We start from the raw sequence: 26,477 nt of genomic DNA, 5'->3' as shown, positions 1-26,477 counted from the left end.
TATGCGCGTCGCTGAGGGGCAGGAGCTGGAGATCTTCGGCTGCTATGGACGTGGCCGCCCCTCAACACGCCACCCACCGTCGCTTTCGAAGTGGATGACGTCCGTGCGGCACGCGAGGAGCTGATCCGTGGCGGAGCCGAGATCATCGGTGAGATCGATTCGTCGAACGGACATGAATGGCTCTAATTTCGCTCGCCGGATGGCCACATCTTCGAGGTGAAGACATTCCCGCAGGGTCCCGGCGCGATTTGAGGCCCCACGAGAAGGAAGCCGCGCATGCCATGGTTCGAGGACTATCAGGTTGGTCAGGTCCGGCGCTTCGGCCGCTACGAGGTCACCGCACAGGGGGTCGTCGATTTCGCCAGGCGCTATGACCCGCAGCCCTTTCACCTGTCGGAAGAAGGCGGGCGCGCGCACCCCTATTTCGGTGGGCTGACGGCGAGCGGGTGGCATGTCACCGCAATGGCGATGGCGATGCTGGTCGCGGAGATGCCGGAGGGCGGCGACCCGGCTGCGCTCGGCGCCTCCGGCATCGATGAATTGCGATGGCTGAAGCCGGTCAAGCCCGGCGACCTGCTGTCCCTGGAAACGGAGGTGATCGACGCGCGCCTGTCCGAAGGACGGCCGGGTCTGGGGCGCCTTCAGGTCCGTACCACCGTGCTGCGGCAGGGTGACGAGCCGGTCTGCCGCTTCACCGCGCTGGTGATGGTCCGCACGCGGCCGTCCTGAACGGCAACGGGGCGGACGAGGCCACCGCCCCGTCCGCCCCGCCAGATGATCGGCTGGATCGGCCTTAGTGCTTCACGCCCGCCCAGATGTTGCGGTACGCCATCCAGGCCAGGCCGGTGAAGATCAGCAGGAAGATCATCACCGCGATGCCGGTCGAGTGGCGGCTCTCCAGCTTCGGCTCCGCCGTCCACACCAGGAAGGCCGACACGTCGCGCGCCATCTGATCGACGGTGGACGTGGTGCCATCCGCATAGGTCACCTGACCGGTGGAGGTCAGCGGCGGCGCCATCGCGATGTTGAGGTTCGCGAAATAGGGATTGAAGTGCAGCCCCTGGCCCGGCTGGCTCTCGGCCGGCAGCGCCTCACCCTCTTCGTTCCGGTAGGTCGCGGGATCGCGGTATCCGGTCAGGAGCGAGTAGATGTAGGCGGCGCCGCCATGGCGCGACTTGGAGATCAGCGACAGGTCGGGCGGCAGCGCATTGTTGTTCGCCGCGCGCGAGGCGACCTCGTTCGGGTAGGGCGGCGGGATGCGATCGGCCGGGACCGACGGACGCGTCGCGGCCTCGCCCGTGTCGGGGTTGATCGAGGGCGACGGCACCGGCCACTGGGTGGCGATCGCCTTCACCTCGGCCTCGCTGTAGCCCAGCGCCTCCAGATCGCGGAAGGCCACCAGCCGCATCGAATGGCAGGCCGAGCAGACCTCGCGATACACCTTAAAGCCGCGCTGCAGCTGCTGGCGATCAAAATGGCCGGTCGGGCCGTCCGATGCGAAGTGCACCTCCTTGGGATGGAGGTGGAAGGCGTGCTCCGCCGTCTCCACGGCGGGCTCCGAGATGTAGGTGATCAGGCCCGAGACGAGCGAGATCAGCAGCGCGCCGACGAAGCCGAGGCCGACGAGGATGCCGACAATGCGAACCATGAGACGTCGTTCCCCTTAAGCCGCCGGCGCCGTCTGCGCGGTCTGCGTGCTGGTCGAGATGGTGGAGCCGCTCTGCCCCTTCAGCACCGCGTCCGTGATCGAACCCGGCATGGGGAGCGGACGCTCGATGCGCGAGATGATCGGAATGATGATGAGGAAGTGTGCGAAATAATAGGCCGCGAAGAACTGCGACAGCATGACGTAGGGCTCTTCAGCCGGCGCGCCGCCCAGGTAGCCTAGTGCGAGCACCGTCGGGATGAGGCCGAACCAGAAGAACTTCTTGTAGATCGGGCGATAGTTGCTGGAGCGCACCGGCGACCGGTCGAGCCACGGCAGGAAGAACAGCAGCAGGATGGCCGAGAACATCGCCAGCACGCCCATCAGCTTTGCGGGCACGAACAGGATGTCGACGGTGAAGGCGCGCAGGATCGCGTAGAAGGGCCAGAAATACCATTCGGGCACGATGTGCGCGGGCGTGGAGAGCGGGTTGGCCGGGATGTAGTTGTCCGGATGGCCCAGGAAGTTCGGCGCGAAGAAGATCAACGCGGCGAACACCAGCAGGAACACGCCCAACCCGAAGCCGTCCTTGGCCGTGTAATAGGGGTGGAAGGGCACGGTATCCTGCGGACCCTTCACCTCGATGCCGGTCGGATTGTTCGACCCCGGGATGTGCAGCGCCCAAATGTGGAGCACGATCACGCCGGCGATGACGAACGGCAGCAGGTAGTGGAGCGAGAAGAAGCGGTTGAGCGCGGCGTTATCCGGCGCGAAGCCGCCGAGCAGCCACACTTGAATCGGCTCGCCGACCAGCGGGATGGCCGAGAACAGGCCGGTGATCACCTTGGCACCCCAGAAGCTCATCTGGCCCCAGGGAAGCACATAGCCCATGAAGGCGGTGGCCATCATCAGCAGGTAGATGACCAGACCAAGGAGCCACACCATCTCACGCGGGGCCTTGTACGATCCGTAGTAGAGGCCGCGGAAGATGTGGAGGTAGACCACGATGAAGAACATCGACGCGCCGTTGGCGTGCGCATAGCGCAGCAGCCAGCCGGAGTTGACGTCGCGCATGATGCGCTCGACGCTGTCGAACGCGACGCCGGCATTGGCGGCATAGCTCATCGCCAGCACGATGCCGGTGATGATCTGCACGGCCAGGGCCGCGCCCGCGAGCACGCCGAAGTTCCAGAAGAAGTTGAGGTTGCGCGGCACTGGATAGCCCGCGCCCACCGCGTTGTAGACCAGCCGCGGCACCGGAAGCCGGTCATCCACCCACTGCATCAGCGGGTGCTTCGGCTTGTACTGCTCAGCCCAGGGAAAGCTCATCTTTCTGTCTTCCTCAGCCGACTTGGATCACGGTGTCGGACGTGAATGCATATTCCGGCACCTCGAGGTTCAGCGGCGCCGGCCCCTTCCGGATGCGCGCCGCGGTGTCGTAGTGCGACCCGTGGCACGGGCAGAAATAGCCGCCGAACTCACCGCGGTTCTCACCTTCCGCCGCGCCGAGCGGGACGCAGCCCAGATGGGTGCATACGCCCATGGTGACGAGCCACTGGCTTTTGCCCTCCTTGGTGCGCTCGGCGAGCGTCTGCGGATCGCGCAGCGACGCGACGGACACCGCGTTGGCGGCGGCGATTTCCTGCGGGGTCAGGTGGCGCACGAACAGCGGCTGGCGGCGGAACTCCGTCTTGACCGCCTGGCCGGCCGGGATCTGCGACACGTCCACCTCGATCGTGGACAGCGCAAGCACGTCGGCCGCCGGGTTCATCTGGTTGATCAGCGGCAGCGCCACAACGCCCGCGCCGACGCCCGCGAAGCTGACGGCGGCGATGTTGATGAAGTCACGGCGACGAACGGCGTCGCCCGCGGACGTGACGGGGGTGTCTCCCAGCCCTTCGCGCGGCGTGTTGTCCGGAAGCCCGCCGTGATCGGTCGTCGTGGCCATGGTTCGATAAAGCCCTTGCGCAACAAGTCCTCGCGCCCTGGCTGTCCGAATCCGTTCCGGGTTGTTCCAAAGCGCGGCCGTCCATCACGACGGCGGTCGGCGGCCTGATAGCCTCCACCCCGCCAACTTGCCAACATCAATTTGACAGGCTTGTGAGCCGGCGGCCCGCGCGCCAAAGGGACGCATGCGGATCGCGCTGGAACAGCCGGAAATCGCCGGCAACGTGGGCGCCGTGCTGCGGCTTGCCGCCTGCTTCGCGGTGCCGGTCGACATCATCGAACCGTTGGGCTTCGCCTGGAGCGATGCGCGGGTGCGGCGCGCCGGCATGGACTATGCCGACCGCGTGGATGTCAGCCGCCATGCCGATTGGGCGGCGTTCCGGGCGGCGCGGCCCGGCCGCATCGTTCTCCTCACCACCCACGGCGACACCGCGCTGTCCGACGTCGCCTTTTCGGCCGACGACATCCTGCTGATGGGATCGGAGGGGTCGGGCGCGACACCGGTTGCACGCGCGGCCGCGGCGATCGCGGCGCGCATCCCGATCGCACCCGGGCTGCGTTCGCTCAACCTGTCGGTCGCCACCGGCATTGCCGTCCACGAAGCCCTTTGCCAGACCGGAGCCCTTCCCCGATGACCGAGCTCGATCCCGAACAGGCCGCCGCCCGCGCCGCGTTCGAGGCGCTGCGCGACCGCATCTGCGCCGAGTTCGAGTCGATCGAGTCGGAGACCGGCAGCGACGCGCGCTTCACCTTCCTCCCGTGGGACCGGCTGGATCCCGACGGGTCACCCGGCGGCGGCGGCGTGCGCGGCCTGATGACCGGCGCGGTGTTCGAGAAGGTCGGCGTCAACGTGTCCACGGTCGCAGGGTCGCTGGGCGAGGAGTTCGGCCGGACGATCCACGGCGCGGCGGATGATCCGCGCTTCTTTGCCACCGGCATCAGCCTGGTCGCGCACATGATGAACCCGCACGTGCCCGCCGTTCACATGAACCTGCGGTTCCTGAACACGACCAAGCGCTGGCACGGGGGAGGCGCCGACCTCAACCCGCCGATCCCCTACGCCGAGGACACCGAGGCCTTCCACGCGGCCATGCGCGGCGCGTGCGCCGGCGGCCCGCCCGGGGACTATGATCGGTTCAAGGCCTGGGCCGACGACTATTTCTTCATCCCGCACCGCGGCGTCCACCGCGGCGTCGGCGGCATCTTCTTCGATCATCTCGAAGGCGACTTCGACAGCCACCTGGCGTTCCAGATCGCGGTCGGCGATGCGTTCCTGTCGTCGTTCGCCGCCATCGTCCGGCACCGGCGACTGGCGCCCTATGACGATGCCGACGTGCGGCGTCAGCTGGAGTGGCGCGGCCGCTATGCCGAATTCAACCTCGTCTATGATCGCGGCACGCTGTTCGGCCTGAAGACCGGCGGCAATGTCGATGCGATCCTGATGAGCCTGCCGCCGCGCGCGACCTGGGCCTGAGCGGTGGCGCGCACGACCATCCCGGCGGGTCAGGTCGCAACCGTCGTCACCGTGCTTGAGATGACGGCGCGGCCGGCGCCCCGCCCGCTGCCGCCATCCCCTCTCCGGCTGGAACGCTGGCGCCGGCCCGGACTGGATGCCTATCGCGCGCTGTTCCGCCGGGTGGGCGGGCCCTGGCTATGGTATTCGCGCCTTGCGATGCCGGACGCGCAGCTGCGCGCGATCCTCGACGATCCGGCGATCGAGGTGAGCGCCGCCGTGGACCGGTCCGGGGTCGAGGTCGGCTTCCTGGAACTCGATTTCCGCCATGCGCCGGTGGGCGAGCTGTCCTATTTCGGCCTGGTGCCGGAATGGGTGGGCCGCGGCGGTGGCGGCTGGCTGATGACCCACGCGCTGGCGCAGCTCTGGCGGCCGGGCGTCGAGCGGGTGCGCGTCGCCACGTGCACGCTGGACCATCCCCGCGCGCTCGGCTTCTACCGGCACCAGGGATTCCGGCCGACGCAGCAGTGGGTCGAGACATTTGCCGATCCGCGCGCCGTGGGGCTGTTGCCGCCCGACAGCGCACCCCACGTCCCGGCGCTGCGCTAGCCGTCGGCGCGTACCGGGCCGGTCGAGGCGCGTGCCACGAGGCGAAAGGGCAGAACGCTCGCCTCCGCCGTCTCCGCCGGCTGGCCGCGCGCCTCGATCAGCAGCTCGGCCGCGCGCGACGCCATGGCCGCGATCGGCTGTGCGATGGCGGTCAATGGCGGGACGCTGAAGCGCGTAATCGGGGTGTCGTCGAAGCTGATGATCGACAGGTCGCCGGGCACGGCGAGCCCGCGGTCCTGCGCCACGTGCAGCGCGGCGAGCGCCATCTGGTCGTTGCTGGCCACAATGGCGGTGACGGGCTGCGGCCCGCTCACCAGCGTTTCCGCCGCAGCCGCGCCCGACCGGAAGGTGAAGTCGCCGTGGCGGACGAGATCATCGCCCGCGGCAAGCCCGGCCGCCGCCATCGCGCGGCGCCACCCCTCCAACCTTGTTACGGACAGCGCATACTCGTCGCTGCCGGTCACGAAGCCGATGCGGCTGTGGCCGAGTTGGACGAGATGGTCCGTCGCCGCCGCCGCGGCCGCGGCCTCGTCCATCGCGATCGAGAAGCCCGCCCCCTCCCCGGCCGATCCGATCCGGGCGAAGGGCACGCGCAGCCGGGTCAGCAGGTCAGTGATGACGGGATTGTCGCCGTGCGGCGGAGTGAGGATGATGCCGTCCGGATGAAGCGAGGAGATGGCGGCGCTGATCTCCCGCTCCACATGCGCGGCATGCGTGTCCACCAGCTCAAAGATCATGCGATAGCCGTGCTCGGCGCATTTGAGCATGCCGCCCAGCAGCATCTGGTCGACCCAGTCGGTGCCGCCGTCGGACTGCCACCCCTCGATCGTGCGATCCCGATCGTTGAGCGCGAGGATGAGGTAGGAGCGTGATCCGCCCATGCGCCGGGCGGCAAGGCTGGGCACATAGCCGAGCTTGGCGACCGCCGCCTCCACCCGCTCCAGCACCGCGGGGCGGACGTGCGGCTCCTTGTTGATCACCCGGGACACGGTCTGCAGCGACACGCCGGCTTCGGCTGCGACATGTTTGATGGTCACGGTCTGGCGGCGCATCGGCGACATGGTCTCCCCGCCACCGCCTCTGCCAGCAACCTTGCCGGTTCCGCAAGTCGCGGGCGGTTGAACGTTCACAACGGGGCCGGTACCCCCTGCTCGCAAAACAGGGAGAGTATCATGACGAAGCTTGACGGCGGGCGCGGGGTTGGCCGTCGCGCGGTGATCGCGGGACTTGGTGCCGCCGCGGTGACGGGGTGCGCAACGACGCCGCGACCACGCGCCGCCACGACCGAAGCCGATCCGGACCTCGGACCCTATGTGGTCGTGCTGGACCCCGACACGCCACCGGCCGCGCTTCAGGCGCGGCTGGACGCGATCTTCCGGGAGCAGGAACGCGCGCACTTCACCGACCGGCGCTATGCCGTGCTGGCGAAGCCCGGACGCTATCCGCTCGACATCAACGTCGGCTTCTTCACCCAGGTCGCGGGGCTCGGGCGGGTGCCGGGCGAGGTCGTGATCGACGGCCATGTCCACTGCGAGGCGGACTGGAACAACGGCATGGCGCTGGTCAATTTCTGGCGTGGCGTGGAGAACATGGCCGTGCGTCCGCCGGACGGCGCCGACCGCTGGGCCGTGTCGCAGGCCGCACCCTATCGCCGCATGCACCTCCATGGCGACCTGGCGCTGGACGATGGCGGCTGGTCCAGCGGCGGGCTGATCGCGGACAGCCGCATCGACGGGACGGTGCGCTCCGGATCCCAACAGCAGTGGCTGACCCGCACCAGCGCGATCGGCGCATGGGAGGGATCCAACTGGAACATGGTGTTCGCAGGCGTCGAGGGCGCGCCGCCGACCAGCTTTCCGGAGCCGCCCTTCACCACCCTGCCCGCCGTGCCGCTGATCCGCGAAAAGCCCTTTCTCCACATCGATGCCGACGGGCGCTGGGGAGTGTTCGTGCCGGCCGTACGCCGCGATGCGCGGGGACCGAGTTGGGGCGCTGGCCCGGGTCTCGGCCGCACGATCCCGCTCGATCGCTTCCTGATCGCACAGCCGGGCATGTCGGCGGCCGAGATCAACCTCGCCCTGAGCGCGGGGCAGCACCTGCTGCTGACGCCTGGCGTTTATCCTCTGGACGCGCCGATCCGTGTCATGGAGGCCGGTACGGTGGTGCTGGGCCTGGGCCTCGCCACGCTGCTGGCGAACGGCGGCACCAAGGCAATGACGGTTGACGATGTCGCGGGCGTCGTGGTGGCGGGGGTGATGTTCGATGCCGGGCCGGCGTTGTCGCCCGTGCTGCTGGAGATCGGCCCGCGTGGCGCATCCGGCGACTTCCGCGCCAACCCGGTCAGCCTGTCCGATCTCTACTTCCGCGTGGGCGGCGCGACCGTTGGCAATGCGACAACCTCGCTGGAGATCAACAGCCACCATGTGCTGGGCGACCACCTGTGGATCTGGCGCGCGGACCATGGCGACCGCGCGGGCGGGCGGGTGCATGTCGGCTGGGACGAGAGCACGGGCGACCAGGGCCTGGTCGTCAACGGCAACGACGTGACGCTCACCGGGTTGTTCGTGGAGCATTACCAGAAATACCAGACGCTCTGGAACGGAGAGCGAGGGCGAACCCTCTTCTACCAGAACGAACTACCCTACGATCCACCAAGCCAGGCGGCCTATATGGCCGGCAACACCCGCGGCTGGGCGGCGTACAAGGTCGCGCCGCATGTGCAGGACCATAAGGCCACCGCGATGGGCATCTATGCCAACTTCACGGCCGATCCGTCGATCGTGCTGGAAAGCGCGGTGGAGGTGCCGCGACGGCCGGGCGTCCGGATCGACCATGTCACCATCATCTCGCTGGGCGGGGGCAAGGGCACGATCGCGCATCTGGTGAACGAGGCGGGCGACGCCGCGCGGCCGGGCGCGATCCGCCAGACGCTGCTCCACTATCCCTGAGCGCAGAGGGGCGGCCGGCGCGATCGGCCGCCCTGTTGCAAATGGGCGCCAGCGCCGCGGGAGCTGCCGTCCACCCAATCCGAACATCTTGACAATCTCGCGCGCTTTTCGGAAATGAACGTTCACAACCAGGCCGCGACAACAAGCGAGCCAGATCAATAAGGGGAGGAACTCATGCGGAGCTTCAACGCTCGCTCGCTGTCTCGTTTCGCTGTTGGCGCATCCATGCTGGCGCTGATGCCGGCCGCCGCGCACGCGCAGGACGCGGCATCGACGCTCGGCAACACCGGCCCGTCCGAGATCCAGCCCACCCCCGGCATCGAGGAGGATAGCGGCGAGGAGATCGTCATCACCGGCATCCGCGCCTCGCTTCAGGCGGCCGTTGATCTGAAGCGCAATGGCCAGGGCGTCGTCGACGCGATCTCGGCCGAGGACATCGGCAAGTTCCCCGACACCAACCTGGCCGAGTCGCTCCAGCGCATCACCGGTGTGTCGATCGATCGATCGAACGGCGAAGGCTCCACCGTCACCGTCCGCGGCTTCGGTCCGGAATATAACCTGGTAACGCTCAACGGCCGCCAGATGCCGACGTCGACGCTGGGTGACGGCGCCAGCCCGCCCGCATCACGCTCGTTCGACTTCGCCAATCTCGCTTCCGAAGGCATCGCCGCGGTGGAGGTCTACAAGACCGGCCGTGCCGCCGTGCCGTCGGGCGGCATCGGTTCCACCATCAACATCCGCACGCCCCGTCCGCTGGATCGTCCCGGCCTGCGCGGGTCGATCGCGGTGCGCGGTGTGCTCGACACGTCGCAGGACGACGATCAGAGCATCACCCCGGAAGTGTCGGGCATCATCAGCTCGACCTTCGGCAGCGACGACCAGTTCGGCGTGCTGGTGACCGGCATCTACCAGAAGCGCAACGCCCGCACGAACACCGGCTCCGTCGGCTTCGGCAACGCCTTCCTTGGCACGGAGAACGACTGGGGCACGCTCGGGCCGGAAGGGCCGAACGTCATCAACCGCCCCGGCCCGACCGATGTGTACGAGATCCCGCAGAGCGCGGCCTACAACATCAACAATTTCGAGCGTGAGCGCATCAACGGGCAGGCGGTTCTGCAATTCCGCCCCGCCGACGCCCTGACCGCGACCGTGGATTTCACCTATTCACGCAACAAGGTGGAAGCGCGCGACAACAGCGTGGGCATTTGGTTCAACTTCGGCGACACCACCACCCAGTGGACGGACGGCCCCGTGGCCGGTCCAGTGTTCTACACGGAGCGGTTCGGGCCGGGTAAGGACCTGTCCTATTCGGGCGCGCTGACCGCCAACGTCAGCGAAAACAAGTCGCTGGGCGGCAACCTGACTTGGGAGGCGCCGGGCGGCGTCACCGTCGTGCTCGACGCGCACCATTCCACGGCAGAATCGAAGCCGTCCAACAACTTCGGCAGCAGCATGTCGGTGGGCACCGCGGTCTTCGGCGTGCAGTCCCAGACGGTGGACTTCACCAAGGAGCTGCCGATCATCTCCTACATCATGCAGCCGGGCATCGACGCGCTTGACGCATCGCGGATCAACGCCACCGGCAACTCGTTCCGCAACGCTTACTTCAAGGACGAGATCAACCAGGTCCAGCTGTCGGGCCGTTACGATCATGACGGGGATTTCCTCGACTCGATCGATGTCGGCTTCTCCTATGTCGAGAACCGCGTGCGTTCGGCCTATGGCTTCATCCAGAACGACACCTGGGGCGGCCTCGGCACCCCGGCTGATCTGCCGGACGACATCTTCGAGCTCGTCACCCTGCCCGACAAGTTCAAGGGCGTGTCCGGGTCCGGCGACGGCATCATCCCGGCCTTCTACAGCTTCGACATCGCGCGGCTGGTCAACCTGCTCGAGGATCGCTTCGGCATCTGCAGCCGGCCGCTCGGCGGAACCCCGCTCGGCGACGGCTGCCTTGCGACCTTCGATACGGACCGCCGGATCACGGAAAAGACCATCTCGCCATTCATCCAGGCGAACATGGAATTCGACGTGCTCGGTCGCGACGCTCACATCATCGCGGGCGTCCGCTATGACCAGACGAACGTAGAATCGACCTCGCTGACGCCGATCCCGACCGGCACCGCATGGGTCGCGGTGGGCGAGTTCAACATCATCTACGGCTCCTCGACGGACTTCCTGCCGAACAAGGGCAGCTACGACAACTGGCTGCCGGCGATCGACGTGGACGTGGAGCCGCTGGACGGCCTGAAGCTTCGCGCGTCCTACAGCCACACCATCACGCGGGCCGATTACGGCAGCCTGCAGGGCGGCCTGACCCTCAGCCGGCAGTTCGGCATCGCCGGTGGCGGCGGGCAGCAGGGCAACCCGAACCTGGTTCCCTTCCTGTCGAAGAACATCGATCTTTCGGCAGAGTGGTATTACGACGATACCAGCTACGTCTCGGCCGGCTATTTCCGGAAGCGGGTGAGCAACTTCATCAACTCGCAGGAGGTCGAGCGGAGTGCGTTCGACCTGCGCAATCCCGCTGACGGGCCCCGATTCAGGGCCGCGCAGGCGGCGCTGGGCGGAACCACGGACGTGGGCCTGATCCGCGACTATATCCTGCGCAACTTCACCAATGGCGTGGAAGTCGCCCGCGACGCTCAGGGCCAGCCGGTGCTGGACCAGAACGGTCGCTACACGGGTCGGATCTTCGGCCTGGCGGAAGACGGCCTTGTCGACTTCCGGGTCGGCACGCCCTTCAACTCCGATCAGACAGCGACGATCGACGGCTTCGAGTTCGCGATCCAGCACAGCTTCTGGGACACGGGCTTTGGTACGATCCTGAACTACACGGTGGTGCGCGGTGACACCGACTTCGATAATGCGCTGGACCCCAATGTCGGCCAGTTTGCGCTGGCGGGCCTGAGCGACAGCGCCAATGCGGTGCTCTACTATGACCGTGGTGGGCTGCAGGCGCGCGTCGCCTACAACTGGCGCGCAGAGTTCTATGCCGGTGGCAATCCGAACCCGACCTATGTCGAGGATTACGGGCAGGTCGACGCCAGCGCGAGCTACGAGTTCGTGCCGGGGCTGACGGGCTTCGTGGAGGCGATCAACCTGACCAACGCCAGCCGGCGGGGTCATCGTCGATCGGACAACTTCGTTACCTTCTCGCAGCCGGGCTTCGCGCGCTATTCCGCGGGTGTTCGCTTCAACTTCTGATCCGATCCGGCAGGAGCCACCCCGCAGCGGCGGGGTGGCTTTTTCCGCCGGGCGAGAGCAGACCCACGGTTGATGCACGAGGATCGGACAGCCCCTCCGCAGCCGAGCCGGCCCGTTCGCCGCGTCGTGATCGTCGGCGGCGGCACGGCCGGCTGGCTAGCGGCCTGCGTCATCGCTGCGCGGATCGACAAGGCCCTCGCCGATCCGCTGACCGTCACCATCATCGAGTCCCCCGACATCCCCACGATCGGCGTCGGCGAGGGCACCTGGCCCACCATGCGCCGTACGCTGGAACGGATCGGCATCGCAGAAAGCGACTTCCTCCTCGCCTGCGATGCGTCCTTCAAGCAGGGATCGCGGTTCATCGGCTGGCGCACGGGCGCGGCGGGCGACAGCTACCTTCACCCCTTCACGCCTCCGCCCGAGGCCGATCCGCAGGCGGTGGTGCAGGACTGGGCCGCGCGAGCAGACGGCCCCTTTGCCGATCACGCCACCACGCAGGCGCGCATCTGCCGCGACCATCTGGCACCGCGGCAGCGCGCGATGCCCGATTATTCCGGCGCGCTGAATTATGGTTACCACCTCGACGCGGGCAAGCTGGCAGCGCTGCTGACGCGGCGGGCGCAGGCGCTGGGTGTTCGCCACCTGCGCGACCATGTGCTGGCGGTCGAGCGGACACCCGACGGCGACATCGCGGGCGTCGTGCTGCGGGACGCGGGCGCGGTGTCCGGCGACCTGTTCATCGACTGCACCGGCCATGCCGCGATGCTGATCGGCGGCGCGCTGGACGTGCCGTTCGTGGATCGGAGGGACATCCTGCCGAACGACCGCGCGCTTGCCGCCCAGGTTCCGGTTGCGGCCGACAGCATGATCGCCTCGCAGACCGACGCGACGGCGCATCGGGCGGGCTGGATCTGGGACATCGGCCTTCCCACCCGGCGGGGGATCGGTTGCGTCTATGCCTCTGCGTTTATGGATGACGACGAGGCAGCGGAGGTCTTGGCGGCTTACATCGCCCAAGCGGTTCCGGGATCCACGATCAGCCCCGCCGCCTTTCGCCGGCTTGCGTTCCGCTCCGGCCACCGCGCGCGCTTCTGGGAGCGCAACTGCCTGGCGTTGGGCCTGTCGGCGGGCTTTCTGGAGCCGCTGGAGGCGTCGGCCATCGTCCTGATCGAGCTGTCGCTGGATGCCCTGCTCGATGATTTCCCACCCGACCGAGAGACCATGGCGATCCAGGCGGACCGCTTCAACGCGTTGTTTCGGGAACGATGGGACCGCATCGTCGAGTTCCTGAAGCTGCATTATGTTCTGAGCGAACGGAGCGAACCCTATTGGCTCGCGCATCGCACGGCCGACAGCGTGCCGCCTCGCCTCGCTGCCATGATGCGGCTGTGGCGGCATCGCGCGCCGTCGCGCCGCGACCTGCCGCTTGCCGAGGAGCTGTTCCCGGCGGCGAGCTACCAATATGTGCTCTACGGCATGGGCTTTCCCCCGCCCCCTCCCCCGCTGGTCCGGCCCGAAGGTCAGGGCGCGGCCGGGCGGCTGCTCAGGCAGGTGGCGGAGCGCGGGCGCGGCCTGGCGGCGAGCCTTCCCACCAACCGCGCCTATCTGGACGCGCTGAGGGCCGCGACGGCGCCCGCGTCCCTGGAGACACAGCTCACATGACCGCTCATCAGCTGCTCGGCTCCGACCGGCACCGGGACCTTCGCGTGCGCGCCGAGCGCGGGGCGGCGCTTGGCGATGCGGTGATGACCAGCCTGGTGGTTCCCGCCGAGTTCCGGCGTGTGCAGGACGAGTACCCGATCCTCTTCCGCATGAATCAGGAGCGGACCGACTTCGTGGCGCTCGCGCTGTTCGGGTTCGAGAATGGCGAGAACCTGTTTCTTAAAGGGGATCGGTGGGACGCGCGGTACCGGCCGCTGGCGTTGGCCATCCAGCCCTTCCTGATCGGCCATGCCGCCCCCGACAGCGACGTGCGGCAGGTGCATGTCGACACCGCCAGCCCGCGGATCAGCGGCGATGGCGAGGGAATTCGGGTGTTCGACGGGGACGGCCGCCCGACGCCCTATCTGGAGGAGGTGGCCGAGCTTCTGGGCGAGCTCGACGCGGGCTATCGCGAGTCCGCCGCCTTCTTCGCCGCGCTTCGGCAGCACAACCTGCTCGAACCCTTCACGCTCGAGATCGAGTTGGACGACGGGTCCATCAACCGTCTGGTCGGCTACCATGCCATCGACGAGCAGAAGCTGGCCGCACTGGGGCCGGATGCGCTCGGCGCGCTTCATGGCGAAGGCCACCTGATGCCGATCTTCATGGCGGTCGCCTCGCTCGGCCGCATCGCGGAGCTGGTGGCGCGGAAGAACCAGCGCAATGCCGATGGCTGACGCCGACCCCGGCATCTTCGCCGGCCTCGCCGCCGTGCCGGAGGTTGCGGTTGCCGACCAGGCTGCGCTCGACCGGCTGCTCGCCAGCGCAACGAAGCCGTTCGTGGTGCGCGGCCTGGTGTCCGACTGGCCTCTGGTCGAGGCGGGGCGGCGGTCCGCCGCGGACGCGCGGGCCTATCTGGTCGAACATGCGCGCGACGTGCCGTTCACCGTATCCGTCGGCACGGCGGAGAGCGGCGGCAGGCTGTTCTACGACGACGCCATGCAGATGAACTTCCGCATGGCGCGCGCGAAGCTCGCCGACATCTTCGCGCAGATCGCGCGGGAGGACGGCGCGGCCGATGCGCGGCCCATCTATCTCGCGTCGGTCGACGTGCACCAGTTCTTCGACGGCCTGCATGCCGCCAACCATGTCGACCTGGGTGCGCGCCAACCGATCGCCAGCATCTGGATCGGCACCCGGACGCGCATTGCCGCGCACAACGACCTGCCGCGGAACCTGGCCTGCGTCGCGGTCGGGCGGCGGCGGTTCACGCTGTTCCCGCGCGACCAGTTCCGCAACCTCTACCTGGGACCGATCGACCACACCCCGGCGGGACGTGCCGTCAGCATGGTCGACCTGCACCATCCCGACCACGCCCGACATCCGCGGTTCCGCGAGGCGCTGGAGCACGCGCAGGTCGCCGACCTGAACGCGGGCGACGCGATCTTCATCCCGTCCATGTGGTGGCACCATGTGGAGGGGCTGGCCGCGTTCAACGTGCTGGTGAACTATTGGTGGAAGGACACGCCGCGCTGGATGGGGAACCCGCAGGATGCGCTGAACCACGCCCTGCTCGCGATCCGCGACCTGCCCGAAGACGAGAAGCGGCACTGGCGCGATATGTTCGACCACTACATCTTCGGTGACGGGACGGCCGTGACAGCCCATATCCCCGAAGGCGCGCGCAGCGTGCTCGATCCGCTGACGCCGGAGAGCGCCGGGCGGCTGCGCGCCTATCTGCTGCGGGCGCTCAGCCAATGACTGTGGATGCTCCGCGGATCTGCCGGGTCGTCGTAGCCGGCGGCGGCACTGCCGGCTGGATGACGGCCGCGGCGATCGCGCGCACCATGGGCCGCACCGTCCAGGTCACGCTGGTGGAATCGGAAGCGATCGGCACCGTCGGTGTCGGCGAATCCACGATCCCGCCCTTGATCGCGTTCAACCGGCTGCTCGGCATCAACGAGGCCGAGTTCATGCGCGAGACGCAGGCCACCTTCAAACTCGGCATCCTGTTCGACGACTGGAAGCAGCTGGGCCACAGCTACTTCCATTCCTTCGGCCTGACCGGCCGCGACCATTGGTCTGCCGGCTTCCAGCATTTCTGGCTGAGCGGCCTCGAGCGCGGCCATGATGCGCCCTATGACGAGTATTGCCTGGAGCTTGTCGCTGCCCTGGAAGGTCGGTTCGGCCATCTGCCGGGAGACCAGGCCAACTACGCCTATCAGCTCGATTCCGCCCGCTACGCCGGTTTTCTGCGGCGCATGGCGGAAGGCGACGGGACGGTGCGGGTGGAAGGGCGCATCACCGCCGTCGAGCTTGACGGCGAGAGCGGCGACATTGCCGCGCTGATGCTCGATGGCGGCCGGCGGATCGATGGCGACCTGTTCATCGATTGCACCGGCTTTCGCGCGCTGCTGATCGACGGCGCGCTCCATGCCGGGTTCGACGATTGGACCCATTATCTTCCATGCGACGCGGCGATCGCGGTGCAGACCGAGAGCCTGGCACCGCCGGTGCCGTACACCCGTGCGATGGCGCATGACGCGGGCTGGCAATGGCGTATCCCGCTGCAGCATCGCACGGGCAATGGGATCGTCTACTGCACCCGCTATCTCGATCATGAGGCGGCGCTGGCACGGCTGCTCGGCAACATCGAAGGCCCTACGCTGACCGAGCCCAACCGCCTCCGCTTCGTCACGGGTGCGAGGCGGCGGCAATGGCACCGCAACTGCGTGGCGATCGGCCTGTCGGGCGGGTTCATGGAGCCGCTGGAATCGACCAGCATCCACCTTATCCAGCGCGCGGTCCTGCGCCTGATCCGCATGTTCCCTACGGACGGGATCAGCGCGCGTGACGTCGCCGAGTTCAACGACCAGCAGATGGTCGACATGGTGCAGATCCGCGACTTCCTCGTCCTGCACTACAAGGCAACAGAACGGCGTGACAGCGCCTTCTGGCGGCAGTGCGCGGACATGGATGTGCCCGACACGCTCACCCAGAAAATCGAGCTGTTCCGCGAAACCGGTCGCGTGTTCCGCCGCAACGAGGAGCTGTTCGGCGAGAACAGCTGGGTTCAGGTGATGATGGGTCAGGGCATCGTGCCGCGCAGCCACCATCCCATCGCCGAGAAGCTGAGCGATGACGAGCTCGCCAGACTGCTGTCGACATTGCGCGAGACGGTCAGGAAGTCGGTTGCCGGCATGCCGAACCATGCCGCCTATGTCGCGAGTTATTGCGGGGCCGCCGCCTGACGGGAAGTCAGGCGGACAGCTTCTCCGCCTCTCGTGGATCGCCGGCAAGCTGGCGGTAGATCTGCCCCGCCATGACGGTGAAGAAGACGGAGATCACGGCGTTCAGAAGGCCGCTGACCAGCAGGGTCAGGAGCGTTCCCACCGGCCCCGGCTGACCGCCCGATGCCAGCGACACGACGATGCCGAACACGATGGTGACAAAAACACTCACGATGAACGACACGACGACGAGCACCAGGAGAATGCCAAACAGGCGCCAGAAATTGCCGCGGCTGAGCGCCCAGCTGCGCCGGAGGATCGCGATGGGGCCGACGCCTTCGTAGGCCGCGACCGCGGGGCTGAGGAAGCCGATGCGCACGCCGCCATAGGCAAACAGGATGAGGAGCAGCAGCCGTCCGATCGCCGCGCCCACGGCCCCCATCGTCGCGGTGAGGATGCCGCCGATCACGCCGGCCGCCGCACCCGCCACGACCCCGAGCAGCAGCATTGCGATGAACAAGGGAACGCTGCGCCTGAGACCGACCGCCAGCGCCTCGCCGACCGACACGCCCGACCTTCCCGTCAGAAGCAGCACCGCGACCGTGCCGACGATCAGCAGCGCGATGACCGGCAGCCCCCAAAGGTACCAGGATCCTTCGAACACAGTGAAGTCGGTGTTGCCCGACGCCGCGAAGGCCTCCAAGCGCGGCTGTAGCACCAGATACTGGAAGATGACCCCCGGCAGCGCGAGCAGCGTGAACGCGATCGGCCACAACAGCGCAGCATTGGCGAACACCCGCTGGCGCGTTTCGGTCCATGCGCGATCGATCGACAGGCTTTGCATCGGCAGCGTTCCCCTTTTCCGCCGGTTCGGCATGTTGATCGGGAGGCTTGCAGCAAATCGCCCGAGCCGCCAAGTCCGCATCATGCTGGCTGAGGTGGATGGCGTCGAATGGCAGGTGTCAGCCGGCCTGACCGACTATGACGAGGCCGTGCGTATCATGGAGGATCGCGCCGCCGCGATCGCGGAGGGTCGCGCGCGCGAGCTGATCTGGCTGGTCGAGCACCCGCCGCTCTACACCGCTGGAACCAGCGCAGATCCCGCCGAGCTGATCGACCGGCGCTTCCCCGTCCATCCGAGCGGACGGGGTGGCCGTTACACCTATCATGGACCCGGCCAGCGCGTCGTCTACCTGATGCTGGACCTGGGCACGCGCGGCCGCGACGTGCGGGGCTTCGTCCACGCGCTGGAGGACTGGGTGATCGCCGCGCTGGCCGATGCCGGGGTTCCCGCACGCGCGGTCGACGGACGGGTCGGCATCTGGACGGACCTTGCCGGCGGGGTGGAGGCCAAGATCGGCGCCATCGGCGTGCGTGTCCGGCGATGGGTCACCATGCACGGTTTGTCGGTCAACATCGCACCCGATCTGTCGCACTTCGGGGGCATCGTGCCGTGCGGGCTGCCCGACTACCCCGTCACCAGCTTGAAAGCCTTGGGGAAAGATGCCACGGTCGCCCAATTCGACGCATGGCTCCAAATGCGTTCCGAAGCGTTCCTCGCACGCCTCCCCCGAAAGAAGAACTCTTGAGGGGTGAAGATTTTGTGTCTATCGGTTGAGACGATTTGGTTCTCGCGGGTCACCCGGCCGGCCAAATCGCGAGAAATAGGGAGCTTCAAATGCGTGCAATTCTTTCCAAGCTGATGACCGGTTCCGCGGTTGCCGGTGCGGCCCTGCTGGTCGCGGCCTGCGGCGGCACCGAGACGGTCAACACCTCGAACACCGTCACGACCGACATGAACGACATGGGCATGATGGACGGCACCACCACCGACAACATGACCGGCGTCGACGGCGCGATGGGCAACGACATGATGATGTCGAATGACACCATGATGTCGAACGACAGCATGATGTCGAACAACATGTCGGGCGACATGATGTCGAACAACATGAGCGGCAACGCCATGTAATCGGCCTGGCGCCCGCATCCGCGGGTGCCGCTGGTTTGAAGGGGCCGTCCGGATCGTCCGGGCGGCCCTTTTTCGTGGCGCGTGCTCCGAACCCCGGCTGCGTGCAGCAGGGCGCGATCGTTCCGCCCCCGCGTTGCCGGAAGGACTCACCCGCACCCGCTTGTGCGTGGAATCCCAGCAAAATCCTTGGCGTTCACCATGTCCCGCGATAGCAAGGCGGAACCGGTTCGAGAGGATCAAGATGGCTTCGACTTGGCTCGGGCGGATCGCCGCCTTCGCTTTGGCGGCGTGCGCCGCCGCAACACCTGCTTCCGCGCAATTCTTCTGGAAGGCCCCTGACCTGACCTCGCCCGCCGCTCGCGGGGACGAGCCGAACATCGGCTTTTCGCTTCCCGGCGCCACGCCGGAGGAACTGCGCGCCGGCGTGCTCTGGAACATGCGCACCGGCCTGAACGTGGCAGCGCTGCAGTGCCAGTTCGATCCCACGCTGTTGACGCTCAACCAGTACAACCACCTGATCAACCATCACCGGGTGGAGCTGGCGGACGCCTATCAGACGCTGCTCGGCTATTTCCGGCGCATCGACCGGCGCCAGGGCCAGTCCAACTTCGACAAGTTCGGCGATCGCACCTACAACGGCTTCTCGACCGTGCGCGGGCAGCTGACCTTCTGCGCCACGGCCGCGCAGGTCGGGCGGCAGGCGCTGTTCGCCCCGCGCGGCGAGCTGTGGCGCGTGGCGCAGCAGCGACTGCTTGAGCTGCGGCGCAGCCTGCTTCCCGGCGGCGAGCAGCAGTTCCCCGCCGCGAGCGTGCAGCAGGTCCAGTTCGCCCGCGTGCTGGGCCCCGACTGCTTTGACCGTCGCGATCGCCTGCGCCGCCAATGCGGCGGCCGGGCGCGCTGAGGCGCTTCAGCGCAGTCCCAGTGCCTTGTGGTTCTGGAGCGTGAGCCGCCAGCGCGGCCGCTCCATCACCAGCGCCACCGCGGCATCCTCCGCCGCCTGGCGATTGGCGCCGTCCATCGGCTGAACGAGGTGATGGGAAAAATCCCACGCCTCCAGCGCGGCCGGATCGATCCCGGGCTGCGGCCAGACGAGCTTCAGCTCGTCACCCGCGCGCTGCACCACGTCGGTGCCGGCCTTGGGGCTGATGCAGAGCCAGTCGATCCCGGGCGGCGCGGCGATCGTGCCGTTGCTTTCCACCGCCAGCTCGAACCCTGCTGCATGAAAGGCGTCGATCAGCGGTGGATCCAGCTGCAACAGCGGCTCACCCCCCGTCACCACCACATAGGGACGTTCGCCGGACGCATCGCCCCACAGCGCGCGCGCGGCGGAGGCGAGCGCATCGGCATCGCGAAACCGTCCGCCGCCGTCACCGTCCAGCCCCACGAAGTCGGTGTCGCAGAACCGGCACTGTGCGGTGGCGCGATCCTCCTCGCGGCCTGACCACAGGTTGCAGCCTGCCATGCGTACGAACACTGCGCGCCGCCCCGCCTGCCGCCCTTCCCCCTGGAGCGTCAGGAACATCTCCTTGACGGCATAGCTCATGGCCGGGCTGCGTAGACCGTCGGATCGGACAGGCCGGCGGCGACGAAGCCGCCGTGACGCAAGCGGCAGGCGTCGCAGAGGCCGCAGTGCACCGCCTGGCCGGACGGCGCCGGCGCGGGATCGTAGCAGGACCAGCTCATGCCGGCATCAAGCCCGAGCCGATCAGCCTCGCGCGCGATATCGGCCTTCGTCATGTCGATCAGCGGGGCATGGACGGTGAAGCGTTCCCCTTCCACCCCGGCCTTGGTGGCGACGGCAGCCAGCGCCTCGAACGCGCGCAGGAACTCCGGCCGGCAATCGGGGTAGCCGCTGTAATCGAGCGCATGGACGCCGACGAACAGGTCGCGCGCACCCGCCGCCTCCGCCCAGCCCAGCGCAAGCGACAGGAACAGCGTGTTGCGCGCGGGCACATAGGTGGGCGGGATGACGCCTTCCTTCACGCCGTCCTTCGGCACGTCGATGTCGGCGGTGAGCGCCGATCCGCCGAAGCCGCGCAGGTCAAGCGGCACGACGATGTGCCTTTCCGCCCCCAGCTTGGCCGCGATCCGACCGGCCGCCGCGATCTCTACACGATGCCGCTGATTGTAGTCGACGGTCAGCGCCAGCAGCCGAAATCCCGCTTCCTTCGCCATCGCCGCGACGGTCATGGAGTCCATGCCGCCCGACAGGAGAACGACGGCGAACGGTGCCGTCCCGCTCATTGCGCCGGCGCCAGCGACGACAGCGGAATCGGCCACACGCTGGCGCAAAAGGCGCAATCGACGCGGATGATGCCGTCAGCATCGGCCATGTCACGCCGTTCTTCCTCGGGAAAGCGGGAGATCACGTCGGCGACATGCTCAGGATCGCAGCGGCAGGCATTGGTCAGCGCCGCGCCACCCAGCACCCTGACCTCGCCCTCGTCATGGAACAAGCGCCATACGATCGTCTCCAGCGGCAGGTCACCGTCGAGCAGCTCGTCCGCCTTCACCGTCGATCCCAGTGTCTCGACATGGCCCCATTCGGGATGATCGAGCCGGGTGTGAAGCCGCTCGCGCCCTTCCTCCCCTTCCGCCAGATGCTGCATCAGCAGGCCACCCGCCACGCATCCGCCGTCCTGATGGCCAACGGCGATCCGCACCAGGCTGGGGATCTGCTCGGACTGCTCGAAATAGCTTTCGGCGGCCTCGGCCAGCGAGGAACCGTCCAGGGGCACGATCCCCTGATAACGCTGCCCCGCAGCACCGTCGAAGGTGATCGCAAGATAGCCGGAGCCGAACAGCGCGAACAGCGACGGGTCGGCCGGCAGCTCGGCCAGCTTGTCCGGATCATGCTTCAGATAACCGCGCACCTCGCCGCCGCGATAATCGCAGACGAGCAGGTCGACAGCCCCGCCGCCGGTCTGCGCCTGCATCGTCATCTGGCCGCCTTCATCCTTCAGCGTCGCGCCCAGCAGCGCGGTCAGCACCAGCGCCTCCGCCAGCACGCGCTCCAGCACGGGGGGATAGGCGTGCGCCGCCAGCACCTTGTCCAGCGCCGGCCCCAGCCGCACCAGCCGGCCGCGGGCGTTGCGATCCGGAATGGCGAAACCAAGGCTCCGGTCCATGTCCGTGCGCGCAGCATCCACCTGCTTTGTCTCGTTCGTCACCCGATCATCCCGAAGCACCAGAGAAGAACGGCCTTCTGTGCGTGCAACCGGTTCTCCGCCTCGTCGAACACGAGCGAACGGGGACCGTCGATCACGCTGGCCGTCACCTCCTCACCGCGATGCGCGGGGAGGCAGTGCAGGAAGTGGGCATTGCGGGCCGCCTTTTCCATAAGCGCGTCCGTCACCTGGAACGGCATCATCGCCGCCAGCTTCTCGTCGGCATGCGCCTGGCCCATCGAGATCCAGCTGTCGGTGACGATCACGTCGGCACCGGCCACAGCGCTTGCGGCATCGCGGTGGATGGTGATGCCGGCGCCGCGCGCCCGTGCGTCATCGCAAATGCCCCGGTCCGGATCATAACCTTCGGGCACGCCCACCGAGACGTGGAAGCCAAGCAGGCCCGCCGCCTCGACGATCGAATGAAGCACATTGTTGCCGTCGCCCAGCCACGCCCAGCGGCTGCCGGGAAGCGTCAGCCCATGTTCCTCAAGCGTCTGCAGGTCCGCCACGATCTGGCAGGGGTGCGACCGATCGGTGAGCGCGTTCACGACCGGCACGCTTGCCTCCGCCGCGAACTCGATCAGCTTGGCATGATCATCGGTGCGGAGGGTTATGCCATCCACGAAACGGCTGAGGACGCGCGCGGTATCGGCGATCGTCTCGCCACGTCCAAGCTGCGTCGATCCGCTGTCCAGCACCAGCGCCGAGCCGCCGAGCTGCCGCATCGCCATGTCGAACGACACGCGCGTGCGGGTCGAGCTTTTCTCGAACACCGTCGCCAGAACATGCCCGGCGAGCGGTGCGTCGGCGTCCACCCTGCCCTTCGGCCAGCCGGCGCGCGCAGCCTTGCGCCGATGCGCCTCGTCCAGGATCGCGCGCAGGCCGGCGGAGCCGGCATCGGCCAGGTCGCGGAAATGGCGCACTGTCACCATTGATGCCGCCCGTCGAGATCGATGATCCTGATCGTTGAGCGATCGAGATCCTGTGCCATGCGGACATTGTAGCCGGCCTTCATCGAGCCGTCGTTCGCCTCGAAGTCCTGCGAAAGCTGATGCGTCACCATGCCGCAGGTGGCGCAGCTGTAATGCTGCGTGCTGTTGGGCGCGTAGGTGAGAAGTGCCTCCTCGTCGCTCAACAGCGTGAAATCGGCCGGCGTCGAATAGCCCCATAATGCGCCGACGCGGTCGCAGTAGGTGCAGTTGCACCGTGTCAGCGTGTCGGGAGTTGGCGCCTCGAACCGGACCGCGCCGCAGTGACAGCTTCCCTGGATCATGGCGTCCTCCTACTCGTCGGCAGCCGGCACATAGACACGGGCCGCCGCCGACAGCTTTTCGACGAATTCGGCGACATGCTCCTCGCCGATCACCAGCGGCGGCAGGATGCGGACGACATTCTCGCCCGCCGCGACGGTCAGCAGCCCATGCTCGTCGCGCAGGTGCGCGACGAAGCGCCGGCTGTCCGACTTCATCTTCAGGCCGAGCATCAGGCCGGTGCCGCGCACGCCTTCGAACAGGTGATCATGGTTGGGGATCATCTGCTCCAAGGCGCCGCGAAGCCGCTCGCCCATGCGCGTGACATTCTCCAGGAAGCCGTCGGCAAGCACTGCGTCCAGCACCGCCTCGCCCGCAGCCATCGCCAGCGGATTGCCGCCGTAGGTGGACCCGTGCGTTCCGATCACCATTCCCCTGGCGGCATGCTCGGTCGCAAGGCAGGCGCCGAGCGGGAAGCCGCCGCCAATGCCCTTCGCCACCGCCATGATATCGGGGGTGACGCCGTAGAGCTCGTGCGCGAACAGCTTGCCGGTCCGGCCGTAGCCGCACTGCACCTCGTCGAGGACGAGCAGCAGCCCCTTGTCATCCGAGATCCGGCGCAGGCCCTGCAGGAACTCGCGCGACGCCGGGCGGATACCGCCCTCGCCCTGGATCGGCTCCACCAGGAAACCCGCCGTGTTCTCGTCCACTGCCGCCTCGGCTGCGGCGAGATCGTCAAAAGCGACGACGGTGAAGCCTCCCAGCAGCGGATCGAACCCGCTCCTGAGCTTTTCCTGATCGGTCGCGCTGATCGTGCCGATCGTGCGGCCATGAAAGGCGTTCTTGAAGGTGATGAGCGTGTGCCGCTCCGGATTGCCGTTGGCATGGTGGAAGCGACGCGCTGTCTTGATCGCGCACTCCACCGCCTCGGCGCCCGAGTTGGTGAAGAACACCGTGTCGGCAAAGGTGTTGTCGACCAGCCGCTGCGCCAGCGCCTCGCCCTGCGGGCTGCCATAAAGGTTGGACACGTGCATCAGCGTCGCGGCCTGCCGCTGGATCGCCTCGATGAGGCCCGGGTGGCTGTGACCCAGGAGGTTGACCGCGATGCCGCTCGCGAAATCGAGGAGCCGCGCGCCGCTTTCGTCGATCAGGTGGCAGCCCTCGCCGCGCACCGGTCGCACCCCGCAGCGCGGGTAGACGGGCATGAGCGGGGTGATGGCCATCGCTGAAACTCCTTCGAAACGAACGAAATGGTCGGGTGCGGACTCCGGCAAACGCAAAAAGGCGGCCATGCCGGGCCGCCTGTCGATGCTTATTAGTCGCTCGCCGATGCCGGTCAACTCGCCGCTTGCCAGCGCCCGCGCTTGTGTCATCCTGCCGGGAACGGGGTCGCAGCGAGTCATTCTGTCAGGGGGACGAATGCGATGGACGACGTCAGCGATCGTCAGCGGCTGATCGGTCAGATCGTCAGCTGGCTCGTGGGGCTCCACCTGTTGATCGATGCCGGCATGCTGATCTTCGCGCCGCAACTCCTCGCGGCCGAGTTCCAGGCGACCGGTTGGCGGCTAGCGAGCGCCCCGATCATCGGCCTCACCGCGCTCGCGGCATCGTTCCTTTATCTGCTCCCGCGTACCCGCATGGTGGGTGCCATCCTCATCACCGGCTTCGTCGGCGGCGCGCTTGCAACGGTGGCACGCATCTATCCCGGCTTGAACCTCCACATCCTGTTCCTGGCCGGGATCGGTTTGTCTGCCTGGGTCGGACTGATGCTGCGGGACCGGTCGCTGCGATCGCTGATCCTCGCCGGCTGACGGATCAGTTCTTCAGCTTCCACCCGCTTCTCAGCAGCGCGTAGCAGAGCAGGCCCATGCCGATGTTGATGGCAAGCAGCAGGCCCGCGCCCAGCACCACGTTTGAGTCGGCCTCGCTCAGGAACCCGTAACGGAAGCCGGAGATGATGTAGAAGAACGGGTTGGCGTGGCTGATCGTGCGGAACACGGGCGCCAGCGCATCCACGGAATAGAAGGTACCCGACAGCAGCGACAGCGGCGCCACCACGAAATTGGTGACGGCGGCGGCATGATCGAACTTTTCCGCCCAGATCGAAGTGAGCACGCCCAGGAAGGCCAGGAAGCCGGCGCCGCCCAGCCCGAACCACAGGATCGCCCAGCCATGCGTCGGCACCACATGGACGCCCGGCCACAGCAGCATCGCCAGCCAGACCGCAAACCCCACAAGCACCGCGCGCGTCACGGCGGCCAGCACCAGCCCGGCGAGAAGCTCCAGCGTGGACAGGGGCGGCATCAGGTAATCGACGATCGTCCCCTGGATCTTGCCGACCAGCAGCGAAAAGGACGAGTTGGCGAAGGCGTTCTGCATCATTCCCATGACGATCAGGCCCGGCGCGATGAAATCCGCGAAGGGAACGCCCATCACCGTGCGGCTGCGTCCGCCAAGCGCCACGGTGAAGATGGCGAGGAACAGCAGGGTGGTGATCGCCGGCGCCCACACGGTTTGGAGCTGCACCTTGAAGAAACGGCGCACCTCCTTCACATAGAGCGCCTTCAACCCCGGCCAGTTGACGCGGCCGATGGCGGCCTCGCCGAAGGGGGGAAGCGTTCCGGGACTGCGCTGGTCGGGCATGGCCGGCACGCCTACCGGGTGCCTCCCCGGCCCGCAAGCCGCCGGAACAGATCACCTGAAGAAGGACGACAATGGCCTGGACTGACGAGCGCATCGATCAGCTGAAGACGATGTGGGAAAAGGGCCTGACCGCCAGCCAGATCGCCGAGGAGCTGGGCGGCGTCAGCCGCAACGCCGTGATCGGCAAGGCGCATCGGCTGGGCCTGCAGGCCCGCCCGTCGCCGGTGAAAGAAAAGGACACAAAGGCGCCGGTGGTGGCCGACATCCAGTCGGGCGAGACACCGGACGCGTTGGCCGCGCCCTTTGCCACCGACAGCAACGAGGCGGAGCCCTCCCCGGCCGAGATCGCCGCTGTCGAGGACGAGGCCGAAGAGGCCGAGGAGGATGCGAACGAGACGGCCGCCGAGGTCAGGGCCGCGCAGCCGCAGTTCCGCTCGATCGGCCCGGGCGGCTTCGTCCGGCAGACGCCGGGCGAGCAGCAGCCGCCAGCGACCCCTGCTCCGCCCCGCCGCCTGGTTCCCGCACGCCCGGGCGCCGACATGGCGGGCAAGACGTCGCTGCTGGAGCTGAACGACCGCATCTGCAAGTGGCCGATCGGCCACCCGGGCGAACCCGATTTCCACTTCTGCGGCGAGCCGGCCAACCCGGGCTTCCCCTACTGCGTCGACCATTGCAGCAGCGCCTATCAGGCGCAGATCCCGCGGCGCGATCGGCGGGCACCGCCGCCGCTGCCCTTTGGCGGCCCGCGCCGCTGATCCC

The 26,477-nt window shown here is 67.6% G+C and carries 27 protein-coding genes; 15 read left to right on the top strand and 12 right to left on the bottom strand.

What is annotated here, in order from left to right; genetic code table 11:
* The first annotated feature begins 276 nt into the window (after window positions 1-276).
* Window positions 277-729, top strand: coding sequence for a MaoC family dehydratase (locus tag GGR88_RS02635; RefSeq protein ID WP_167952719.1), 453 nt, complete (start codon window positions 277-279; stop codon window positions 727-729).
* Between the two features lie 64 nt (window positions 730-793).
* Here the strand turns inward: GGR88_RS02635 and GGR88_RS02630 are convergent, their stop codons facing one another.
* Genes GGR88_RS02630 through petA form a run of 3 tightly spaced genes read right to left on the bottom strand, consistent with a single transcriptional unit; the run spans window position 794 to window position 3,593 of the window.
* Window positions 794-1,648, bottom strand: coding sequence for a cytochrome c1 (locus tag GGR88_RS02630; protein WP_167952717.1), 855 nt, complete (start codon window positions 1,646-1,648; stop codon window positions 794-796).
* Window positions 1,649-1,663: 15 nt separating this feature from the next.
* Window positions 1,664-2,974 carry a cytochrome b gene (locus GGR88_RS02625; RefSeq protein WP_167952714.1) on the bottom strand — a complete coding sequence of 437 codons (1,311 nt, stop codon included), beginning with the start codon at window positions 2,972-2,974 and terminating at the stop codon, window positions 1,664-1,666.
* Between the two features lie 13 nt (window positions 2,975-2,987).
* The gene (gene petA, locus GGR88_RS02620; RefSeq protein WP_167952712.1) at window positions 2,988-3,593 is read right to left on the bottom strand and encodes a ubiquinol-cytochrome c reductase iron-sulfur subunit; all 606 of its coding nucleotides are present in this window, start codon (window positions 3,591-3,593) and stop codon (window positions 2,988-2,990) included.
* A 184-nt stretch (window positions 3,594-3,777) separates the two neighbouring features.
* On the opposite strand from petA, the gene GGR88_RS02615 reads away from it, so the two are divergent.
* Genes GGR88_RS02615 through GGR88_RS02605 form a run of 3 tightly spaced genes read left to right on the top strand, consistent with a single transcriptional unit; the run spans window position 3,778 to window position 5,654 of the window.
* The gene (locus GGR88_RS02615) at window positions 3,778-4,227 is read left to right on the top strand and encodes a tRNA (cytidine(34)-2'-O)-methyltransferase (RefSeq protein WP_167952708.1); all 450 of its coding nucleotides are present in this window, start codon (window positions 3,778-3,780) and stop codon (window positions 4,225-4,227) included.
* Window positions 4,224-5,066, top strand: a complete 843-nt coding sequence (gene hemF / locus GGR88_RS02610; RefSeq protein ID WP_167952704.1) for an oxygen-dependent coproporphyrinogen oxidase — start codon at window positions 4,224-4,226, stop codon at window positions 5,064-5,066. The genes GGR88_RS02615 and hemF overlap by 4 nt, the downstream gene beginning before the upstream one ends.
* Before the next feature lie 3 nt (window positions 5,067-5,069).
* A complete protein-coding gene (locus GGR88_RS02605) occupies window positions 5,070-5,654 on the top strand; it encodes a GNAT family N-acetyltransferase (protein ID WP_342449699.1) in 585 nt (194 codons plus the stop codon).
* Here GGR88_RS02605 and GGR88_RS02600 read toward each other — a convergent pair.
* The gene (locus GGR88_RS02600; protein WP_167952702.1) at window positions 5,651-6,715 is read right to left on the bottom strand and encodes a LacI family DNA-binding transcriptional regulator; all 1,065 of its coding nucleotides are present in this window, start codon (window positions 6,713-6,715) and stop codon (window positions 5,651-5,653) included. The genes GGR88_RS02605 and GGR88_RS02600 overlap by 4 nt on opposite strands.
* 111 nt (window positions 6,716-6,826) lie before the next feature.
* Here GGR88_RS02600 and GGR88_RS02595 point away from each other — a divergent pair, with 111 nt between their 5' ends.
* From GGR88_RS02595 to GGR88_RS02570, 6 genes are all read left to right on the top strand, one after another.
* Window positions 6,827-8,602 (top strand): adenylyl cyclase, encoded by a 1,776-nt coding sequence (locus GGR88_RS02595; protein ID WP_245196419.1) that lies wholly within the window; start codon window positions 6,827-6,829, stop codon window positions 8,600-8,602.
* A 225-nt stretch (window positions 8,603-8,827) separates the two neighbouring features.
* Complete coding sequence (locus tag GGR88_RS02590; protein WP_245196418.1) at window positions 8,828-11,809, top strand: TonB-dependent receptor; 2,982 nt, start codon at window positions 8,828-8,830, stop codon at window positions 11,807-11,809.
* Between the two features lie 72 nt (window positions 11,810-11,881).
* Complete coding sequence (locus GGR88_RS02585; RefSeq protein WP_167952696.1) at window positions 11,882-13,474, top strand: tryptophan halogenase family protein; 1,593 nt, start codon at window positions 11,882-11,884, stop codon at window positions 13,472-13,474.
* A complete protein-coding gene (locus GGR88_RS02580) occupies window positions 13,471-14,190 on the top strand; it encodes a SapC family protein (protein ID WP_167952693.1) in 720 nt (239 codons plus the stop codon). The genes GGR88_RS02585 and GGR88_RS02580 overlap by 4 nt, the downstream gene beginning before the upstream one ends.
* Complete coding sequence (locus tag GGR88_RS02575; RefSeq protein WP_167952690.1) at window positions 14,183-15,214, top strand: cupin-like domain-containing protein; 1,032 nt, start codon at window positions 14,183-14,185, stop codon at window positions 15,212-15,214. Before GGR88_RS02580 ends, GGR88_RS02575 begins: the two co-directional genes overlap by 8 nt.
* Complete coding sequence (locus tag GGR88_RS02570; RefSeq protein WP_167952688.1) at window positions 15,211-16,704, top strand: tryptophan halogenase family protein; 1,494 nt, start codon at window positions 15,211-15,213, stop codon at window positions 16,702-16,704. Before GGR88_RS02575 ends, GGR88_RS02570 begins: the two co-directional genes overlap by 4 nt.
* Window positions 16,705-16,711: 7 nt before the next feature.
* Here GGR88_RS02570 and GGR88_RS02565 read toward each other — a convergent pair whose 3' ends face one another.
* Complete coding sequence (locus GGR88_RS02565) at window positions 16,712-17,527, bottom strand: DUF7847 domain-containing protein (protein ID WP_167952686.1); 816 nt, start codon at window positions 17,525-17,527, stop codon at window positions 16,712-16,714.
* A gap of 82 nt (window positions 17,528-17,609) precedes the next feature.
* On the opposite strand from GGR88_RS02565, the gene lipB reads away from it, so the two are divergent.
* From lipB to GGR88_RS02550, 3 genes are all read left to right on the top strand, one after another.
* A complete protein-coding gene (lipB, locus tag GGR88_RS02560) occupies window positions 17,610-18,272 on the top strand; it encodes a lipoyl(octanoyl) transferase LipB (protein WP_167952684.1) in 663 nt (220 codons plus the stop codon).
* 89 nt (window positions 18,273-18,361) lie between these two features.
* Window positions 18,362-18,655, top strand: coding sequence for a hypothetical protein (locus GGR88_RS02555; protein ID WP_167952682.1), 294 nt, complete (start codon window positions 18,362-18,364; stop codon window positions 18,653-18,655).
* Window positions 18,656-18,896: 241 nt separating this feature from the next.
* Window positions 18,897-19,556 (top strand): hypothetical protein, encoded by a 660-nt coding sequence (locus tag GGR88_RS02550; protein ID WP_167952680.1) that lies wholly within the window; start codon window positions 18,897-18,899, stop codon window positions 19,554-19,556.
* Window positions 19,557-19,562: 6 nt separating this feature from the next.
* Here GGR88_RS02550 and queE read toward each other — a convergent pair whose 3' ends face one another.
* Genes queE through GGR88_RS02520 form a run of 6 tightly spaced genes read right to left on the bottom strand, consistent with a single transcriptional unit; the run spans window position 19,563 to window position 24,298 of the window.
* Window positions 19,563-20,198, bottom strand: a complete 636-nt coding sequence (gene queE / locus GGR88_RS02545) for a 7-carboxy-7-deazaguanine synthase (RefSeq protein ID WP_167952678.1) — start codon at window positions 20,196-20,198, stop codon at window positions 19,563-19,565.
* Window positions 20,195-20,899: a 7-cyano-7-deazaguanine synthase QueC gene (gene queC / locus GGR88_RS02540; protein ID WP_167952676.1), complete on the bottom strand. Its 705-nt coding sequence runs from the start codon at window positions 20,897-20,899 to the stop codon at window positions 20,195-20,197. The genes queE and queC overlap by 4 nt, the downstream gene beginning before the upstream one ends.
* Complete coding sequence (gene hslO, locus GGR88_RS02535; protein WP_209023272.1) at window positions 20,896-21,783, bottom strand: Hsp33 family molecular chaperone HslO; 888 nt, start codon at window positions 21,781-21,783, stop codon at window positions 20,896-20,898. Before hslO ends, queC begins: the two co-directional genes overlap by 4 nt.
* 38 nt (window positions 21,784-21,821) lie before the next feature.
* Entirely contained in the window at window positions 21,822-22,757 is a 936-nt protein-coding gene (gene argF / locus GGR88_RS02530; protein WP_167952666.1) for an ornithine carbamoyltransferase, read from the bottom strand.
* Window positions 22,751-23,098 carry a GFA family protein gene (locus GGR88_RS02525; protein ID WP_167952664.1) on the bottom strand — a complete coding sequence of 116 codons (348 nt, stop codon included), beginning with the start codon at window positions 23,096-23,098 and terminating at the stop codon, window positions 22,751-22,753. Before GGR88_RS02525 ends, argF begins: the two co-directional genes overlap by 7 nt.
* Before the next feature lie 9 nt (window positions 23,099-23,107).
* A complete protein-coding gene (locus tag GGR88_RS02520) occupies window positions 23,108-24,298 on the bottom strand; it encodes an aspartate aminotransferase family protein (protein WP_167952662.1) in 1,191 nt (396 codons plus the stop codon).
* A 201-nt stretch (window positions 24,299-24,499) separates the two neighbouring features.
* On the opposite strand from GGR88_RS02520, the gene GGR88_RS02515 reads away from it, so the two are divergent.
* The gene (locus GGR88_RS02515) at window positions 24,500-24,886 is read left to right on the top strand and encodes a DoxX family protein (protein WP_167952660.1); all 387 of its coding nucleotides are present in this window, start codon (window positions 24,500-24,502) and stop codon (window positions 24,884-24,886) included.
* 4 nt (window positions 24,887-24,890) lie between these two features.
* Here GGR88_RS02515 and GGR88_RS02510 read toward each other — a convergent pair whose 3' ends face one another.
* On the bottom strand, window positions 24,891-25,718 hold the full coding sequence (locus GGR88_RS02510) for an ABC transporter permease (RefSeq protein WP_167952658.1): 828 nt from the start codon (window positions 25,716-25,718) through the stop codon (window positions 24,891-24,893).
* A 71-nt stretch (window positions 25,719-25,789) separates the two neighbouring features.
* Between GGR88_RS02510 and GGR88_RS02505 the strand changes: the two genes are divergently transcribed.
* Window positions 25,790-26,473 carry a GcrA family cell cycle regulator gene (locus GGR88_RS02505; RefSeq protein WP_167952656.1) on the top strand — a complete coding sequence of 228 codons (684 nt, stop codon included), beginning with the start codon at window positions 25,790-25,792 and terminating at the stop codon, window positions 26,471-26,473.
* Window positions 26,474-26,477 lie beyond the last annotated feature (4 nt).

It is taken from the genome of Sphingomonas jejuensis (genome assembly GCF_011927695.1).
Taxonomy (GTDB): Bacteria; Pseudomonadota; Alphaproteobacteria; order Sphingomonadales; family Sphingomonadaceae; genus Sphingomonas_K; species Sphingomonas_K jejuensis.
This window is presented reverse-complemented; position numbering and strand designations above follow the sequence as displayed.

Bases quoted from the DNA above. Each gene is read 5' to 3' on its own strand.
- GGR88_RS02635 (WP_167952719.1), top strand. From the start codon at position 277: ATGCCATGGTTCGAGGACTATCAGGTTGGTCAGGTCCGGCGCTTCGGC.
- GGR88_RS02630 (WP_167952717.1), bottom strand. From the start codon at position 1,648: ATGGTTCGCATTGTCGGCATCCTCGTCGGCCTCGGCTTCGTCGGCGCG.
- GGR88_RS02625 (WP_167952714.1), bottom strand. From the start codon at position 2,974: ATGAGCTTTCCCTGGGCTGAGCAGTACAAGCCGAAGCACCCGCTGATG.
- petA (WP_167952712.1), bottom strand. From the start codon at position 3,593: ATGGCCACGACGACCGATCACGGCGGGCTTCCGGACAACACGCCGCGC.
- GGR88_RS02615 (WP_167952708.1), top strand. From the start codon at position 3,778: ATGCGGATCGCGCTGGAACAGCCGGAAATCGCCGGCAACGTGGGCGCC.
- hemF (WP_167952704.1), top strand. From the start codon at position 4,224: ATGACCGAGCTCGATCCCGAACAGGCCGCCGCCCGCGCCGCGTTCGAG.
- GGR88_RS02600 (WP_167952702.1), bottom strand. From the start codon at position 6,715: ATGTCGCCGATGCGCCGCCAGACCGTGACCATCAAACATGTCGCAGCC.
- GGR88_RS02595 (WP_245196419.1), top strand. From the start codon at position 6,827: ATGACGAAGCTTGACGGCGGGCGCGGGGTTGGCCGTCGCGCGGTGATC.
- GGR88_RS02590 (WP_245196418.1), top strand. From the start codon at position 8,828: ATGCTGGCGCTGATGCCGGCCGCCGCGCACGCGCAGGACGCGGCATCG.
- GGR88_RS02585 (WP_167952696.1), top strand. From the start codon at position 11,882: ATGCACGAGGATCGGACAGCCCCTCCGCAGCCGAGCCGGCCCGTTCGC.
- GGR88_RS02580 (WP_167952693.1), top strand. From the start codon at position 13,471: ATGACCGCTCATCAGCTGCTCGGCTCCGACCGGCACCGGGACCTTCGC.
- GGR88_RS02575 (WP_167952690.1), top strand. From the start codon at position 14,183: ATGGCTGACGCCGACCCCGGCATCTTCGCCGGCCTCGCCGCCGTGCCG.
- GGR88_RS02570 (WP_167952688.1), top strand. From the start codon at position 15,211: ATGACTGTGGATGCTCCGCGGATCTGCCGGGTCGTCGTAGCCGGCGGC.
- GGR88_RS02565 (WP_167952686.1), bottom strand. From the start codon at position 17,527: ATGCAAAGCCTGTCGATCGATCGCGCATGGACCGAAACGCGCCAGCGG.
- lipB (WP_167952684.1), top strand. From the start codon at position 17,610: ATGCTGGCTGAGGTGGATGGCGTCGAATGGCAGGTGTCAGCCGGCCTG.
- GGR88_RS02555 (WP_167952682.1), top strand. From the start codon at position 18,362: ATGCGTGCAATTCTTTCCAAGCTGATGACCGGTTCCGCGGTTGCCGGT.
- GGR88_RS02550 (WP_167952680.1), top strand. From the start codon at position 18,897: ATGGCTTCGACTTGGCTCGGGCGGATCGCCGCCTTCGCTTTGGCGGCG.
- queE (WP_167952678.1), bottom strand. From the start codon at position 20,198: ATGAGCTATGCCGTCAAGGAGATGTTCCTGACGCTCCAGGGGGAAGGG.
- queC (WP_167952676.1), bottom strand. From the start codon at position 20,899: ATGAGCGGGACGGCACCGTTCGCCGTCGTTCTCCTGTCGGGCGGCATG.
- hslO (WP_209023272.1), bottom strand. From the start codon at position 21,783: ATGGACCGGAGCCTTGGTTTCGCCATTCCGGATCGCAACGCCCGCGGC.
- argF (WP_167952666.1), bottom strand. From the start codon at position 22,757: ATGGTGACAGTGCGCCATTTCCGCGACCTGGCCGATGCCGGCTCCGCC.
- GGR88_RS02525 (WP_167952664.1), bottom strand. From the start codon at position 23,098: ATGATCCAGGGAAGCTGTCACTGCGGCGCGGTCCGGTTCGAGGCGCCA.
- GGR88_RS02520 (WP_167952662.1), bottom strand. From the start codon at position 24,298: ATGGCCATCACCCCGCTCATGCCCGTCTACCCGCGCTGCGGGGTGCGA.
- GGR88_RS02515 (WP_167952660.1), top strand. From the start codon at position 24,500: ATGGACGACGTCAGCGATCGTCAGCGGCTGATCGGTCAGATCGTCAGC.
- GGR88_RS02510 (WP_167952658.1), bottom strand. From the start codon at position 25,718: ATGCCCGACCAGCGCAGTCCCGGAACGCTTCCCCCCTTCGGCGAGGCC.
- GGR88_RS02505 (WP_167952656.1), top strand. From the start codon at position 25,790: ATGGCCTGGACTGACGAGCGCATCGATCAGCTGAAGACGATGTGGGAA.